Origin of the sequence: Actinocorallia sp. A-T 12471 (assembly GCF_033875155.1) — a bacterium.
Classification (GTDB): Bacteria; Actinomycetota; Actinomycetes; order Streptosporangiales; family Streptosporangiaceae; genus Actinocorallia.
This window is the reverse complement of sequence record NZ_JAWZTE010000002.1, coordinates 147,176-162,338: the sequence shown is the minus strand read 5'-3', so window position 1 is coordinate 162,338 and position 15,163 is coordinate 147,176. Positions and strand designations below refer to the sequence as shown.

The 15,163-nt window shown below is 73.5% G+C and carries 16 protein-coding genes and 1 riboswitch; of the genes, 5 read left to right on the top strand and 11 right to left on the bottom strand.

The window, feature by feature from the left end:
- Nucleotides 1-85 precede the first annotated feature (85 nt).
- Nucleotides 86-1,696, top strand: coding sequence for a CocE/NonD family hydrolase (locus tag R9X44_RS05910; protein WP_319812950.1), 1,611 nt, complete (start codon nucleotides 86-88; stop codon nucleotides 1,694-1,696).
- Nucleotides 1,697-1,732: 36 nt separating this feature from the next.
- Here the strand turns inward: R9X44_RS05910 and R9X44_RS05905 are convergent, their stop codons facing one another.
- Both R9X44_RS05905 and R9X44_RS05900 read right to left on the bottom strand, forming a co-directional pair.
- The gene (locus R9X44_RS05905) at nucleotides 1,733-2,071 is read right to left on the bottom strand and encodes a hypothetical protein (RefSeq protein WP_319812949.1); all 339 of its coding nucleotides are present in this window, start codon (nucleotides 2,069-2,071) and stop codon (nucleotides 1,733-1,735) included.
- A 95-nt stretch (nucleotides 2,072-2,166) separates the two neighbouring features.
- The gene (locus tag R9X44_RS05900) at nucleotides 2,167-2,493 is read right to left on the bottom strand and encodes a PLD nuclease N-terminal domain-containing protein (RefSeq protein ID WP_319812948.1); all 327 of its coding nucleotides are present in this window, start codon (nucleotides 2,491-2,493) and stop codon (nucleotides 2,167-2,169) included.
- 89 nt (nucleotides 2,494-2,582) lie between these two features.
- Here R9X44_RS05900 and R9X44_RS05895 point away from each other — a divergent pair, with 89 nt between their 5' ends.
- The 3 genes from R9X44_RS05895 (at nucleotide 2,583) to R9X44_RS05885 (ending at nucleotide 4,222) form a co-directional block, all read left to right on the top strand.
- On the top strand, nucleotides 2,583-3,317 hold the full coding sequence (locus R9X44_RS05895) for a protein phosphatase 2C domain-containing protein (protein WP_319812947.1): 735 nt from the start codon (nucleotides 2,583-2,585) through the stop codon (nucleotides 3,315-3,317).
- A gap of 10 nt (nucleotides 3,318-3,327) precedes the next feature.
- Entirely contained in the window at nucleotides 3,328-3,552 is a 225-nt protein-coding gene (locus R9X44_RS05890; RefSeq protein ID WP_319812946.1) for a DUF2277 family protein, read from the top strand.
- 70 nt (nucleotides 3,553-3,622) lie between these two features.
- A complete protein-coding gene (locus tag R9X44_RS05885) occupies nucleotides 3,623-4,222 on the top strand; it encodes a hypothetical protein (protein ID WP_319812945.1) in 600 nt (199 codons plus the stop codon).
- Here the strand turns inward: R9X44_RS05885 and R9X44_RS05880 are convergent.
- Genes R9X44_RS05880 through R9X44_RS05860 form a run of 5 tightly spaced genes read right to left on the bottom strand, consistent with a single transcriptional unit; the run spans nucleotide 4,174 to nucleotide 8,707 of the window.
- A complete protein-coding gene (locus R9X44_RS05880) occupies nucleotides 4,174-5,280 on the bottom strand; it encodes a hypothetical protein (RefSeq protein WP_319812944.1) in 1,107 nt (368 codons plus the stop codon). The genes R9X44_RS05885 and R9X44_RS05880 overlap by 49 nt on opposite strands.
- A 33-nt stretch (nucleotides 5,281-5,313) precedes the next feature.
- A complete protein-coding gene (locus R9X44_RS05875; RefSeq protein WP_319812943.1) occupies nucleotides 5,314-6,021 on the bottom strand; it encodes an adenosylcobinamide amidohydrolase in 708 nt (235 codons plus the stop codon).
- Nucleotides 6,018-6,779, bottom strand: coding sequence for an ABC transporter ATP-binding protein (locus tag R9X44_RS05870; protein ID WP_319812942.1), 762 nt, complete (start codon nucleotides 6,777-6,779; stop codon nucleotides 6,018-6,020). The genes R9X44_RS05875 and R9X44_RS05870 overlap by 4 nt, the downstream gene beginning before the upstream one ends.
- Complete coding sequence (locus tag R9X44_RS05865) at nucleotides 6,776-7,783, bottom strand: iron ABC transporter permease (RefSeq protein ID WP_319812941.1); 1,008 nt, start codon at nucleotides 7,781-7,783, stop codon at nucleotides 6,776-6,778. Before R9X44_RS05865 ends, R9X44_RS05870 begins: the two co-directional genes overlap by 4 nt.
- A complete protein-coding gene (locus R9X44_RS05860; RefSeq protein WP_319812940.1) occupies nucleotides 7,784-8,707 on the bottom strand; it encodes an ABC transporter substrate-binding protein in 924 nt (307 codons plus the stop codon).
- A gap of 79 nt (nucleotides 8,708-8,786) precedes the next feature.
- Nucleotides 8,787-8,903: riboswitch (cobalamin riboswitch) on the bottom strand.
- Between the two features lie 74 nt (nucleotides 8,904-8,977).
- Between R9X44_RS05860 and R9X44_RS05855 the strand changes: the two genes are divergently transcribed.
- A complete protein-coding gene (locus R9X44_RS05855; protein ID WP_319812939.1) occupies nucleotides 8,978-10,285 on the top strand; it encodes a threonine/serine exporter family protein in 1,308 nt (435 codons plus the stop codon).
- Nucleotides 10,286-10,289: 4 nt separating this feature from the next.
- Here the strand turns inward: R9X44_RS05855 and R9X44_RS05850 are convergent, their stop codons facing one another.
- Genes R9X44_RS05850 through R9X44_RS05835 form a run of 4 tightly spaced genes read right to left on the bottom strand, consistent with a single transcriptional unit; the run spans nucleotide 10,290 to nucleotide 15,010 of the window.
- On the bottom strand, nucleotides 10,290-11,591 hold the full coding sequence (locus R9X44_RS05850; RefSeq protein ID WP_319812938.1) for an AAA family ATPase: 1,302 nt from the start codon (nucleotides 11,589-11,591) through the stop codon (nucleotides 10,290-10,292).
- Nucleotides 11,578-13,107 (bottom strand): hypothetical protein, encoded by a 1,530-nt coding sequence (locus R9X44_RS05845; protein ID WP_319812937.1) that lies wholly within the window; start codon nucleotides 13,105-13,107, stop codon nucleotides 11,578-11,580. The genes R9X44_RS05850 and R9X44_RS05845 overlap by 14 nt, the downstream gene beginning before the upstream one ends.
- Nucleotides 13,104-14,195, bottom strand: coding sequence for a hypothetical protein (locus R9X44_RS05840; protein ID WP_319812936.1), 1,092 nt, complete (start codon nucleotides 14,193-14,195; stop codon nucleotides 13,104-13,106). Before R9X44_RS05840 ends, R9X44_RS05845 begins: the two co-directional genes overlap by 4 nt.
- Nucleotides 14,192-15,010, bottom strand: a complete 819-nt coding sequence (locus tag R9X44_RS05835) for a hypothetical protein (protein WP_319812935.1) — start codon at nucleotides 15,008-15,010, stop codon at nucleotides 14,192-14,194. The genes R9X44_RS05840 and R9X44_RS05835 overlap by 4 nt, the downstream gene beginning before the upstream one ends.
- Nucleotides 15,011-15,163: the final 153 nt, after the last annotated feature.

Genomic DNA, 15,163 nt, shown 5'->3' with positions numbered 1-15,163 from the left:
GCTGACGCTGCTGTTGGTGTGGGGCTGAGGGGGTGGAGGGGTGGGGTTGGGGGTTTGGGGGAGGGTGGGGGTTAGGCTCGCGGGCATGTCGTCGGTGAGACGTGTCGCCGCCCGGGTGCTCGGGTTGCCGCCCGCGCTGTCGCGGGATGTCGAGGTGCGCAGGGACGTGGCGGTTCCGTCGTATGACGGGACCGTGCTGCGGGCCGATGTGTATCTGCCGCGCAGGGTGCCGAACGCGCCGACCGTCCTCGTGCGCAGTCCTTACGGGCGGCGTGGGTGGGTCGCGCAGGCGACGGCGTGGCCGTTCGCCGAGCGCGGCTACCAGGTCGTCGTGCAGGCGGTGCGCGGTACCGACGGCTCAGACGGGGAGTTCTCCCCGTTCGAGGAGGGCCGCGACGGACTCGCCGCGCTGGACTGGCTGGAGAAGCAGCCCTGGTGGAACGGCAGGACCGTCACGTTCGGGCCGAGCTACCTGGGCCTCGCCCAGTGGGCCGTCGCCGCCGAGGCGGGCGGCCGGCTCGCCGCGATCGCGCCCTTCGCGACCGCCTCGCAGTTCCGCGACCAGACCTACCTCGGCGAGGCGTTCACGCTGCGCGGCAGCCTGTCGTGGGCGGCGGGCATGGCGCGCAGGACCGGGGCCGTCCCGCGCGGAAGGCTGTTCGGCGAGGCCCGACGCCTTGAGCGCGCTTACGCGACGCTCCCTCTGGAGGAGGCCGACGTCGCGGCCACCGGCACGCCCATCGCCTGGTTCCGCCAATGGCTGCGGCACGCCGCGCCCGGCGACGCCTACTGGACCGAGACCCGCGACCACCGCGCGTCGGTCGCCGACGTCACCGCCCCGGCGACCCTCGTCACCGGCTGGCACGACATCTTCCTGCCGTTCCAGCTCGCCGACCACGCCGCGCTCGTCGCGGCGGGCCGCACGACCCGGCTGACGGTCGGCCCCTGGAAGCACACGTCACTCGGCATGTTCGGCGCGGCCGCCCGCGACGCGCTCGACTGGTTCGGCGCGCACCTGCGCGGCCTCCCCACGGACGGCGACCCCGTGCGCGTGTTCGTCCAGGGCGCTGACGAGTGGCGCGGCTACGCGGCCTGGCCGCCGCCCGCACAAACCCGCGCCTTCCACCTCCACCAAGACGGCACTCTGCGCGCGGAACCCCCGGCCGAGGTCTCGTGGTCGGCCTTCACCTACGACCCCTCCGATCCGACCCCGGGCGTCGGCGGGCCGCTGCTCGGCTCCGGCGCGGGCCCGCGCGACCAGCGCGCGGTGGAGACCCGCCCCGACGTCATGCTGTTCACCTCGCCGCCGCTCGACCGCGATCTCGACGTCGTCGGCGAGGTCCGCGCCCGCGTCAGGCTGCGCTGCGACACCGCGCACACCGACCTGCTCGTGCGGGTCGCCGACGTCGACCGGGCGGGCCGCTCCACCGGCGTCTGCGACGGCCTGCGCAGGCTCGTCCTCGACGGTCCCGGCGTCCACGAGATCGAGCTCGACCTCTGGCCGACCGCCTACCGCTTCCGCGCGGGCCACCGGATCAGGGTCCACGTCGCGGGCGGCTCACACCCGCGCTTCGCCCGCAACCCCGGCACCGGCGATCCCCTCGGCACGGCGACGAGACTGCTCCCACAGCGCCACGAGATCGAGCACGGTCCGGGAGGCGGAACCGCGCTGTTCCTGCCCGTCACGTCGCCCTGAGGGCCGCACAGGCTCATCGGACGGGCCGGGCGACGGTCAGCGGCTGCGGTCGATGAGGGCGCAGTCGCGGCCGATCACGATGATGCCGCCGTCGCCGCTGCCCTCGACCGCGTCGGTGAACCGGCAGACCCAGGTCTGGCCGCCGCCCGCCAGGACCGACTCGCCGATGACGACCTTGACGGGCCCGTCGGCACGCCCCTGCGCGGGCGCGCCCCCCGACGGCGTACACGAGCGCCCATGGACCATCGGCGGATAGATCATGGGCACGGGCCCGTCGATGGCGCAGCGGTAGCCGGGTTCCCCCTTGGCGAGCGCGGAGCCGGGCGACAGGACGGCGGCGAAGGCCGCCAGGGCGGCGGCGGAGGCGAGACGCATCGGTACGGTCCTTCCGGTGGGCGAGTGAACGCCCACACGACTACCACCGGTGACGACACCCGCGGCCTCCGACACGCTCCGTAACGCGGGAGGGTTCAGGGCTCGTCGCCCTGCTGCTGCTCGCGGGCGCGGCGGCGCTGCTCCTCCACGCGGGCCTGCAGGCCGCGCAGGAACTCCTCGTCGTCGTCGGGCGCGCTCTTGACGGGCACCGGACGGCGGCGCAGCCCCTCCCACGGCGGGCGGGGACGGCCGAACAGCACCCAAAGGATCGAGCCGACGTCGGGCAGCAGCACCACGATCACGAACCAGAAGAGCTTGGGCAGGTTCCTGGTCTCTTGCGCGTCGGTGGTGAGCACATCGAAGATGCAGAAGATCCAGAACGCGAGCAGGATCAGCCCGAAGCCACCGAAGAGCAGGAGCATGGGTCTCGTCCTTTCCGAAGACGGGTCAGGAAAAACGGTAGTCGAACCTGGGACGTCCGGTGGGCGTCTGGAGGGGGCGGGAGGCGTTCATGAAGGTGAGTTGGGCGACCCGGGCCGTTCCGCGCAGGGACTGGCCCAACGAGGATTTCGTCGCGGCGGCCGAGGGTGCGGTGGTGGTGCTCGACGGGTGCAGTCTCCCGCCGGGCACGGATCTGGGCTGCCGCCACGGAACCGCATGGTACGCCCGCTCTCTCGGGCTTGAGATGCTCGGCAGGATGCTCGAGCCTCCCACGGTTCCGATGGACCGGGGGAACGCGCTGCGCGCCTGTCTCGCCGCGTCGATCGAGGCGGTGGCGCTGAAGCACGCCGATACCTGCGACCTGTCCCATCGGGCCACCCCTGCCGCGACTGTACTCGCGCTGAGGGAGCGTCCGGAGGGGGTGGAGTACCTGGTTCTCGCCGACTCGGTGCTGTTGCTCGACTCGGGCGGCAGCGTCGAGGTCGTCTCGCACGAGTACGCGCGCACGTACGCCGCGGCGGACCCGTCGGCGGCCTCGCGCGCGATCACCGGGGCCCGCCCGCCGGGCGCGCTCCGCCGCGCGGCCCTGCTCACCGACGGCGCGACCCGCCTCACCGACCGCTTCAAGATCCTCGGCTGGCAGGAGCTGCTGACCCTCCTCGCCGCCGACGGCCCCGAGGCGCTCATCGACCAGACCCGTTCCGCCGAGGACGCCGACCCCGACTGCCAGCGCTGGCCCAGGACCAAACGCCACGACGACGCCACCGCCGCGCTCGTCGTCCTCGAGCCGCGGCGGGAGGGGTGATGATGGAGGTATGTGCAGGAGCATCAAGACGCTGAGGCCGCCGTTCACCGAGGACGTCGGCGAGGACGAGGTGCGGGCCGCCGCGCTGCAGTATGTGCGCAAGATCTCGGGGTTCAGGGAGCCCGCCGCGCACAACGCCGAGGCTTTCGAGGAGGCGGTCGCCGCGGTGGCCGAGGCCACGGCCGTGCTGCTGGAACGGCTCGAGGTGCGGGGGAGCGCGGCCCGGGCCCGTTGAGAAATCTCCGGGCCGCGTGACTCGCCGTAACTCTTGTGCGGGGACGGTGGTTGCGCCCACGATGGGGAGCATGGGGCATGTTCCTGGTTCGTACGAGGCTGAGGAGGCGTTCCGCGCCGAGCTCGCTGGGCGGGCGGTGTGGAAGCTGCTCGTCAAGAGCCTCGAGCTCTACTTTCCCGGCCACAAGGCGGTCCCTGGCGACGTGCGGTTCTCCTCGCGGCCCGGCCCCGCGCCGGTCTTCGCCGACTCAAGCGGCTTCGGCCTCCAGTTCCCGCGCGGCGACGTCCGACGTGATCCCGACCGGGAGATCTTCGTGCGCGGAGACCGGGGACGGCTCACCGGCATAGCCATCCGGGGGCCTTACGCGGTGGTGGGCAGCCGCGTCATCGACGCCGCCTCGCTCACCGCGTACGCGCGCAGGCTCACCTACCAGACCCTCTACGACCCCCACGACGCCGACACCGCAGGGTCGGCCGTGCGCGCGGCGCGCTCGCTCAGCGACGTGGTCTTCCTCGACGACGAGACGGGCTTCGGCCTCGGCGTCGAACTCGACAGGGAGACAGGGCGGCCGCACGCGCGGCTGCTGGTCAGGATGGCGTCCGGCGGGGTCGTGGTGCAGGCTTACCCGGCGGCCGGACGCGCCGCCCAGGCCGTCAGGTCCCAGAACTGACTGACCGGCAGTTCGCGCAGGGTCGCGGCCGCCGCGGCCGGGTCGGCGTGCAGCCGCCGCCGTTCGAACTCGACGCTCTGCGCGAGCGTGAGGACGCCGCAGACGAGCGCGTCGGCGGTCCGGCACACCACGAGCGGGCCGATCCGTGCGACGGCCCCGGCTGACTCGTGCAGCGCCCGCAGCAGCGCCTTGACCGAGCCGGCGTCGCCGCCCGCGCCGTGCCGGGTGGCCGACAGGCCGGCGTCAAGGGTCAGCGACAGCAGCAGTGACGTGTACCCGCCGCCCAGCTCCTCGAGCATCCGGCCGGTCAGGTAGTAGCGGGTGACGTCGTCCTCGACGTCGCGGAACCTGACGTGCAGGCCGCTGCCCTCCACGCAGCGCTCGTAGACGTCCGAGAGCACCTCGCGCAAGGCGGGGTCGGCCGACATGAGAGAGCCGCCGACGGTCGTCAGCGGCTCGGTCCCGTCGTGCAGGGTCGCGGTGATCGCGTGATCCAGCTCGCCGGAGGCGTAGCCGAGCAGGTCGGCGACGACCTCCTCGATCTCCTCGAGCGCCGACGAAAGGTCGCGGTGCAGTTCGAGCACCTTGCCCCGGTCGGTCTCCAGGTCGGCGATGCGCGTCAGCGCGGCCTCCATGCGGGCCTCGCCGCCCGCGATCGCCGGGACCGGGACCGGCGTCTGGGCGGCCTCCATGTCGGAGAGCCTGCCGCGCAGCTCGGCGAGCACGTCGCGCTGCTTCTCCAGCTCGTGCAGCCGGATCGCCTGCGCCCTGATGTACTCCTCGGCCCGGTGCAGCAGCGACGACATCTCGTCTATGCGGCCGCCGTGCTGGCTGACCCGGAAGCCGAGGTCGGGCAGCAGCCGCTGCTTGACCTCGGCGAGCTCCTCGTTCAGCTCGCGCCCGGTGGACTCGAGCCGGTTGTGCTGGCGCAGCACGAGGTCGTGCAGGTCGCGCACCCGGCTGACGAAAACCTCGGCCTGGTACTTGGACTGCCTGCCCGCGTACAGCTCGAGGACCCCGACCGCCACACAGAGCAGAACGAGGACGGCGGTCATCATCGCGGCGCGCTCCTTGATCGGTTTACCGCGACTTTAACCCAACCCGCCGTGATCCGGCCGCCTCGCGGACGCGATCAGTCCCAGTCGGCGACGGTAGTCGAGCGCCCCCGCAAGGACGGCCGCGTGGGTCGCCCGCGCGATCCGCGCGCCCCACACCGAGCGCGGCCCGGCGAACGGCTCAGGCTCCCCTTTCAGGCACGCGGCGACGCAGACGGCGTCGCTGGCGGTGCCCGAGCAGTCGTATCCGGCTTCCAGCAGCGCCTGGGTCTTGGCCTCGGTGACGGTGAGGACGGCGTTCACCAGCGCCGCGTCCGAAAGCGCGACGGGCACGTCAACGACGATGTTGATGGTCCCGGGACGGTATCCGGGCGTCACCATCGGGGCGAGCTCGGGGTCACGCGCGCCCTCCGGGGCGGCCGCCCATGTCGGCACCCTTAGACCCACTGTGGCGACCGCGTGGACGCCGCAGTCCTCACCGGTCTTGTGCGCGTTCACCTCCGCGGCCGTTAGCAGGCCGACCCCTGGGCCGTCGAGGGTGAAGGCCGCCGCGAGCTCCGCAAGGTGGGTCACGGGGTCCATCCGGCTGTAGCCGCCGGGGACCTGGGCGTTGAGCACCCAGCCCGCCTCGCCGATCCCGCCGCCGACCATCCCCGAGGAGATCATCCGGCGCGGGCCGGAGCGCCAGACGAGCGCGGGCAGCCGGGCCCCGTCCTCCTCGCGCCAGACGGTTTTGATGTTCACGGGCGCTCCAGGGACAGGAGCGGCCGTCCGCCCGGCCCTTCGGTGACGCGCACGCGCGCGCCGAAGTGGGCGGCGACCAGCTCGGCGGTGAGGACCGCGCCGGGCGGCCCCGAGGCGGCGATCCCGCCGCCGGACACGAGCGCGAGCTCGTCGGCGTACTGCCCCGCCGCGCCGAGGTCGTGCAGCGTGGTGACGACGGTCAGGCCCTCCTCGGCGCGCAGGACGTCGAGGAGTTCCAGGACCTGCTGCTGGTGGCCGAGGTCGAGGGCCGTGGTGGGCTCGTCGAGGAGGAGGACGGGGGCCTGCTGGGCGAGCGCGCGGGCCAGGACGACGCGCTGCCGCTCGCCCCCGGACATCCGGCCGAGCCGCCGCCCGGCGAAGCCGGACAGGTCGAGCCTTTCCAGGGCGGCTTCCGCGATCTTCCTGTCCCGGGAGGTCTCCCGGGCGAAGTAGCCGATGTACGGGGAGCGGCCCAGCAGCGCGTAGTCGAAGACCGTGAGGTCGTCGGGGAGTACGGGGTTCTGCGGCGCGTAAGCCACAGCTTGGGCGCGCTCCCGTCCCCGCGTCTCCGTACGCCCGGCCAAGGAGATGGTCCCCGTGTGGGGGAGTAGCCCGGCGACGGCCTGCAGGAGCGTGGACTTGCCAGCCCCGTTGGGCCCTACGACGGCCACCCATGAGCCCTTGTCCACGGTCAGGGATACCCCGTCGAGGACGCGGCGGCCGTCGCGGTCCACAGACAGGTCGGCGATCTCGATCAACCCGACCTCCCCCGGGACGAGCGCAGGACGGCGAGGAAGAACGGCGCTCCCACAAAAGCAGTGACGACGCCCAAAGGCAGCTCGCCGGGAGCGACGACGGTCCTGGCGAGCAGGTCGGCCAGGACGAGGAAGGCCGCGCCGCCCAGGAACGACAGCGGCAGCACCACCCGGAAGGACCCCCCGGCGAGCAGCCGCACGAGGTGCGGCACGACGATGCCGACGAACCCGATGAGCCCGCTCACCGCCACCGCCGACGCCGTCGCCAGCGACGCCGCCGCGAGCACGAGGAACCTGACCTGCCCGGCGTTCACCCCGAGCGCCGACGCCTCGTCGTCGCCGACGGCCAGGACGTCGAGAAGCCGTCCGTGCAGCAGCAGCACGACGGTGGACAGCAGCGCGTACGGCGCGATCATGGCGAGTGTCTGCCACGACGCCCCCGACAGCCCGCCGAGTATCCACGAGTACACCCGGTGGAGGTCGTCGATCCGGCTCTGCTGGAGGAACGTCTGGACCGCCGACAGGAACGACGACACCGCGACGCCCGCCAGGATCAGCGTCCCCGTCCCGGGACCGGCCGCCCGCCCGAGCGCGTACGCCAAGGCGACCCCGCCGAGCGCCCCCGCGAACGCCGCGACGGGCACCCCGAGCCACGGCGCGATCGGCACGTACAGGATGACGAGGGTCGCGCCGAGCCCCGCGCCCGCCGCCGACCCGAGCAGGTAGGGGTCGGCGAGCGGGTTGCGCAGCACGCCCTGGTAGCCCGCGCCCGCGAGCGCGAGCAGCCCGCCGACCAGCGCGCCGAGCAGCACCCTGGGCAGCCGCAGTTCCAGGACGAGCGCCTGCTCCATCTCCGACAGCCCGGACGGCAGCCCGGCGACCGCGCGCAGCACCGCCCCGGGCGGCAGCGCGATCGCGCCGGCGAGCAGCCCCGCCGCCAGGGACGCCGCGAGCACCGCGAGCGTGACCGCCAGCGGTGCCGGACGGAGCCTGGCGCGCGGGAGCACTTACGCCGCGGCCTGCTTGACGGCGGCGGAGATGTCCTCGATGAGATCGGGCAGACGCGGACCCCAGCGCGAGGCGATGTCGTCGTCAAGCGCGACGACGCCTTGCTCCTTGACCGCCGTGAGGCCCGACCATCCGGCGCGCTTGGCGACGGTCTCGGCCGACTGGCCCGCGCCCCTGGCGTCGGCGAGGAAGATCAGCCGCGGGTCGGCCTTCAGCACGGCCTCGGCCGACAGCTGCGGGTAGCCGGTGCCCTGCTTGTCGGCTTCGTCGGCGATGTTCTCCAGACCGAACAGCCCGTAGATCTGGCCGAGGAACGTCTTCGACGTGATCGTGTACAGGTCGGTGGTGACCTCGTGGAAGTAGGTGATGCCCGAGCCGTCCGGCACGGCCTTCACCGCCGCGTCGATCCTGTCCTTCATGGTCTTGACGACCACGGCGGCCTCCGCGCCCTTGCCGGTGGCGGCCCCGAGGTCGGTGATCTGGTCGTAGGAGTCGTCGAGAACCTTGGCGGCGGGCTCGTGGATGACCGGGATCTTCAGCTTGCCGAGGGCGGCGATGATGCCGTCCATGTCGTCGGAGAGCACGACGAGGTCGGGCTTGTAGGCGGCGATGGCCTCGGCGTTCGGCTTGAAGCCCGACAGGTCGGTGCGCGGGGCCTCGGCGGGATACGTCGAGTAGTCGTCCACCGCGACGACCTGCTCGTTCGCGCCGATCGCGAACAGCATCTCGGTCGTGGTCGGCGACAGCGACACGATCCGCTCGGCGGGGCCGGGCAGCGTCACCGTCCCGTTGGCGGCCTCCACGGTGATGGGCGCGACGGCCTCGCCCGTCCCCTCGGCCGAGCCGGAGGACGTGGAGAAGCCGCAGCCGGCGGCGAGGGGGAGGAACAACAGCACTGCGCCGAGAGCGCGGGCCCGTCGCATGAACACGGCCTTCCTGGGGGTGACGGCGGTGGGACGAGCGCGCCCGGCGGGGCGGCCCGCCCTTCCGCCGAGGGTTCGGGTTCGCCTGCGCACGCGAGGCGGCCTGGCTTCGCCGAGACGGCGTTCACAGTTGCGGGACAGCGCCGGAATCACACCGGACTTCGCTCACATGCGCAGCTCGCACGGTATCGCAAAGACTTCACAGGTCCGCCCGGGGGTCGGGCGGCGGCCGGTGACGGCCTGGCTACCCTCACGCGGGGGAGGCAGGGGTTGCAGGAGCGCACCGAGGAGCAGTCCGCCTATCTGGCGATGGAACTCGCGCTGCGGGTGGGCGAGCTGATGCTCGCGGGCGGCGAGTCGGCAGAGAGCGTCGAGCGGGCCGTCGCCGGGTTCGGCCGCGCGCTCGGCATGCCCGCCAGGACCGAGGTGAACGTCACCCTGTCGGCGATCTCGGTGTCGTACCTGCCGGGGCACGGGCGTCCCCCGGTGACGTGCGAGCGGACCATCCGCCGCCGCGTCCCGGACTTCACCCGTGTGGTCGCGGTCGACAGGCTCGTCGCCGAGGCCGAGCGCGACGGGCTGACGATCGAGGAGGCTTCGGAGCGGCTGCGCTGGATCATCCTGCGGCCCGGCCCTTACCCGTGGTGGGTGCACGCGCCCACCCTCGCCGTCCTCGCCGGGGCGGGCGCGGTGCTGGTCGGCGGCGGGCCCCTGTCGGCGCTTGGCGCGTTCGTGGCGACCCTGCTGGGCGACCGGGCGGCGGCGCGGCTCGGCGCGCGGGGCGTCTCGGAGTTCCTTCAGACGGCGTTCGCCGCCTCCCTCGCCGCGACCCTCGCGGCGGTGCTGGTCTGGCTCGACGTCGAGGTGCGCGCCGGCGCGGTGATCATCGGCGTGGTGATCGCGCTGATCCCCGGCCGCGCGCTCGTCGCCAGCATGCAGGACGGGATCGCGGGCGACTACGTCACCGGCTCGATCCGGCTCATCGAGGCGCTGTACATCATCGCGGCGATCCTCAGCGGCGTCGGCTTCACCATCTACGTCGCCGCGCGGATCGGCGTCCCGATCTCGCTGGAGCACCTGCCGCTCGCGCGGCTCACCGCGAACAGCTCGGTGCTCGCGGCCGGGGTGATCTCGGCGGCGTTCGCGGTGCACGTCGTCGTGCCGCCGCGGTGGGTCCTGCCCGGGGCCGTCGGCGGGATGGTGAGCTGGACCCTGTTCACGTTCCTGCTGCGCCACGACGTCGCCGCCGCGGCCGCCACCCTGCTCGCGACGCTGGTGGTCGGCCTGTTCATGACCGCGCTCGCCCGCTACCGGGGGGTGAGCCCGATCGTCGCGGTGGTGCCGTGCGTCGCGCCGCTCATGCCCGGCTCGCTGATGTACCGGGGGCTGCTCGAGGTCACCACCGGGCACACCGAGACCGGCCTCGTCACCCTGGTCGAGGCGGTCTCGACGGCGCTCGCGCTGGGCGCGGGCGTCATCCTCGGCGGGGAGCTCCTGCGCGCGATCCGGCCCGTGCGGGTCACGGCCGCACAGATCCTTTCGCCGGTCGCGCGCAGGAGCCGCCGCGAGCGCAGATGACGGCTCAGACGGTCACCTTGTAGCCCTCGAGGTGGGCGAGGACCGACTGGTTGGCCTCCCAGCCGTCCGGGAACTTCACCGGCAGCCCGAGATGGACCGGACCCGTCGAAGGATGGGCGTCCAGCAGGTCCGGAATGCCCGCCCTGGCGACGACCACACAGGCGTGCCGGTGCCGGGAGGCGAGCACGCACAGGCGTCCGGCCTGGAGATGGAACTCGGTGGCGTCCCTGCGCCCCGACAGGGGGTGCAGCACGACGGTGACGTCGTACTCGCGGCCCTGGAGCCGGTTCGCGGTGTCCACGGTGATGCCCGTCCCGACCAGGTGCGCCTTGATCGCGGCGACCTGGTCGCGGTGGGCGGCGCCGACCGCGATCCGCTCGGCCGTCACCGGCTTCTCCTGACCGTCTGAGGTCGCGACCGCGCCCCGGTGCAGCACCCGGGTGGCCAGCGCGGCGGTCGCGGCGACGGCCTCGGCGTCGGTGCGGATCGTGTGCCGCCTCGGCAGCTCGTACAGGCTCCAGCCTGAGGCGGCGGCGATGTCGAGCGCGTCGTCGTAGGCCCCGAGCCCGGCCGCGCCGAACCGCAGCAGCCGGTCGCCGTGCCCGGTTCCGGCGCGGAAGCCCGTGTAGGGGTAGAACGCGTCGGAGACGACGGGCGCGGCCGACGCGGGAAGCCGCCACGACACCGGAAGCCGGTGCACCGGAAGGTCGGGATTGTGCGCGAGCAGCACCGAGACCGCCGACTGCGTCGGGTCCCACGACTGGCCGGCCCAGCGCCCGGAGTCGACGGTGGAGAACGGGTCGAGCTGCCCGGGGTCCCCGACGAACAGGGCGCGCTCGAACCGCGCGGCGATCCGCAGCAGCGCGTCCGAGCGCATCTGGTACGCCTCGTCAACGATCGCCCACGGCCATGTGCCGTCGGAGACCGTCGCCCACTTGGCGGCGGTCGCGATCGTCAGCGGGACCCCGGCGAGCGCGTCGATCTTGGGGGAGACCAGCACGTTCGGCAGCTTGACGCGGTCGCTCGGCTGGTAGTCCCCGGCCGACAGCCGCCCGATCACCAGGTCGGCGGTCTTGGCGCACAGCCGCTCGATCAGGTCGTCCACCTGCTCGTTGGTCTGCGCGACGATCATCAGCCGCTCGCCCGCCTCGGTGAGGTGCAGCGCGGCCTTGACCACGAGGGTCGACTTGCCAGCGCCGGGCGGCGAGTCGACGACGACGCCGCGGTGGCTCCCGTCGGCGAGGTCGGCGAGCACCCCCGCGACGGCGGCGTCGGCGAGCGCGCCCGGCGCGTCAGGCGCGCTCATGGGTCATCTCCTCGGCGGTCGTCTCGTTCGGCTCGAGCGACGTCTCGGGCGGCCCGCCGTGCGTCCAGGGGGTGTCCTCCGGCTCGGGCAGCGAGCCGCCCGGCCGGAACTCGTCGGCGAACGCGGTGAAGCACATGCGCTGGCCCTCCTCGGGGATCGAGCCGGGCAGCGGCTTGCGCGCGTTGCCCATCCCGTTCTCGATCCGCAGGGTCACCCGGCCCGAGGCGACGTCCAGGACCTCGGCCTTCTGGGTGCGCGCCGCGTTGTGCACGATCGCGCCGGGCTCGAGCCGCAGACGGTCGTCCGTCGCGATCGTCACCAGGGGACGGCGCAGGCCCTTCTCGTTGACGTTGTCGGGGTCGACCCACTCGACCTCGCCCTGGAACGCCTCACCCGTCAGCCGGTGCTCGGCCATGACGAGGGGGTCGTCAAGCGCGCGCTGGACGGAGTACCGGGACGCGGCGGCCTCCAGCGAGGCGAGCCGCCGTGCCGCCGCGACCGCGCCGTCATGACGGGCCTGCGGGACGCCCTCGTCAAGGGACTCCTCGAAGTTCGTGAAGGACTGCCTGTCGCCCTCGAAGCGGCTCGGCACGTGCGGGGCCTCGGGCAGCTCGCGCAGCAGCGCGACCGCGTGCCACATCAGCCGCCACGTCGGCTCCATCTGCTCGGCAAGCCGCTCGCGCAGCAGCTCTTCGGCGTGCTCGCGGGCCGGGCCGTCGGGCGCGGCGTCGTAGGCGGAGATCATCGGCGCGAGGATCTCGTTGTCGAACGTCGGGTCGGTCGCGGGCCCTGCGGGCGGGACCGTCAGCGGGTCCTCGGCGAGCGCGGCCATGTCCCTGCCGGTCAGCCGACGGCCCGGCGACGGCGCGCCCATCAGCGCGGCGAGGTGCGGCCCGGGGTCGATCCAGCCGAGCAGCGCCGCGAGGTTCCCGTCCTCCATCGAGGACTGCCCCGACGCCCAGTGCGCGCCGAGCACCTCGGTCATCGCGCACAGCGCGCTCGCGCCCGGGTAGTCCGAGCGGTCGGCGAACCAGGTGAGCCAGCGGCCGAGCACCGGCACCTCGGGCGCGACGGGCCACTCGCCGTCGGTCTGCCGGAACCTCGTCGCCCGGCCCACGTGCCGCAGGAAGTCGATCGCCGCGCGGTTCGGCACGAGGATCTGCGGCGCGTCGAGGTAGCGCTCGTAGGTCTCGCCCTTGCGCTCGCCGCGCTTGATCTCGATCGTCTCGGCGGTCGCGGTGGCGGCGGCGACCTCGCCGAGCACGACCCTGCCGAGTTCGGCGAAGAACGCGAACCGCAGGTCGCGGTTGCGCGGCTGCGGCACGATCAGCACCCGCGCCTTGTCCGGATGGTTGCCGACCATCGCCGCGAGCGGCGCGGCGGCCTCGCCCGCGAGCTTCAGCGGGATGAGGACCAGGGGGTCCTCGGCGAGGCGGACGTGCCGGACGCTCGCCAGCGGCACCGCCCTGCCCTCGCGCAGCGCCTTCATGCGCGCGACCGCGCCGAGCACGCTCACCGCGCGACCTCGGCGAGCAGCCGGTACGCCTCGCGCAGCTCCTCGGCGACCTCTTCGAGCGACTCGTCGCCGGGATCACGGCCCCTGGCGATGTCGAGCGCGTCGTCCACCCTGACGATCCCGCCGAGCTGGTCGCCGATCTGGCGGCCGAGCTGGTCGACAGAGCCGCACGCGCGGGCCTCGGCCCTGCAGTACAGGGACATGTCGCAGTGGGTGCGGCACCCCGGCTCGTACCTGGCGTCGATCCGCTGGACGGACTCGCCGAGCCCGTCCTCCAACGCGAAGGTGACGTCCTCGGGCAGCTCCGCGAGCAGCGCGTCGATCCGCTCCATCCGCTGGAGCTGCCGCCGGATGACGCCGAGCTGCTGGCGCACGTCGACGAGCGTCGCGGTCGGCCGGTTGGTGAAGTTCTCCGGACAGACCAGGACGACCCGGTCGGCGACGAGGCTCTCGTCATAGCCCAGCTCGGCCATCAGCAGCCGCAGCGCGAGCACGTACACCGCCGACTGACGGGCCGCCGCCGCGACCTGCTCGGGGTTGGCGCGGCCGTCCACGATCGGGAACGACTTGATCTCGATGATGTGGAACGCGCCCTCGAACCGGAACGCGATCACGTCGGGCTCGAGGTAGACGGGGTGCCCGCCGACCTCGAGACGCAGCAGCGGATGGTCGAACAGGGTCCCCTCGCCCTCGACCGCGCGCTTGAGCAGCTGCTTGGTACGGGCGTAGCGGACCTCGCGGCTGACGTTCCCGCCGACCTCCTCGAGGTCGGCGTACTCCGACTCGGGCACGGGCAGGCCGAGCTTGTCGCGCAGCAGCCCGTACAGGGGGGCGCAGCCGTCGGCCTTGACCGTCGCCTCGAACGCGTTGCCGCGCGTGATGGCGAACTGGGACCGGCCGAAGTGCGGGGGATGCCCGAGCAAGCGGGCGATCTGCGCCTTGTCGGCGCCCGCGGCGTCCAGCAGGGCGCGGCGCTTGCAGCCGGGGTTCGTGGTGAGCGCGGCGATGCTGCGCGCGTCGTGGTTGCGGGGCGGTGAGTCGCCGCGCAGCCTGTCCAGCCGTGCTTCCACGGCTTCAAGCGCGCTCACGAGCCGACTCCCATCGCGCGGGTGTTCTGCAGTCTCGCCCCGAACAGCTGGGCGACCGGGTCGAGCTGGCGTCCGGCCCGCTCGGCGGCCTCGGCGCGGTGCGCGGCGTCGGCCTCGCGGTGCACGTCGAGCTCGGCGTGCGCGGCCGCGCGCACCGCCGACAGGTCGACGGTGCCCTGCACGCCGGTCGCGCGCGGGATGCCCGCCGCGAAGCGCCACAGCAGCCTGCGTGCGGCAGGGCCGGGCTCGGCGTCGAGCCGCTCGAGGTGCTCGGTGACCCGCACGGCCGCGGTGAGGAAGTCGACGCGCGGGCTGAGCGGGCCGACCATCCGGGTGGGCGCGGGCCAGGTGCTCACCGCGAGCAGCCCGCGCGCGGGCGCGAGCAGATCGGAGGTGAGCGCCGCGCACAGGTAGAACGGCCTGGTGTGCGGGCCCGACCGGAACGAGCGCTCCTCGTCGCGGCGCAGGCTGGTGAGCTGCCCGGCGTTCAGCGGCCCCGAGTAGAAAGCCTCGTGGACGCTCTGGATGAGCTTGGGCGCGGCGGGCACGCCGAGCAGGGTGAGCGCGTGGTGCACCTGGTCGCGGACCGGGATCAGCCGGGTGGGCTCCGGCTCGGGCGCGGCGGGGGCCATCACGGCGGTGTCCCAGGCTTGCTCGAGCCTGCGCAGCTCGGCGCGCAGCACCCGGGCGGCGGCGCGGTCGCCGCGGCCGACCGCGCGCCGCACCTCGGTGCGCAGCGCGGAGATGCGCTGTTCGAGGTGGTCGGCTGACTCCGGCGGCGCGGGGTCGGGGGAAGGGTCGACGTCGTGCGACATGCAGCGGAGGCTACCGGAAGTTCCCTGGAGTTCCAGGGTTTTCCAGGGACCCCACGCGTGTCGTGTCGTCTCCGGAGCCGCTCGGCCGACGAATCCGCGCCGCCTCAGCCGGTGAACACCGGTCGAAGCCGGAGGAAACCGGGCGAAAGCTCG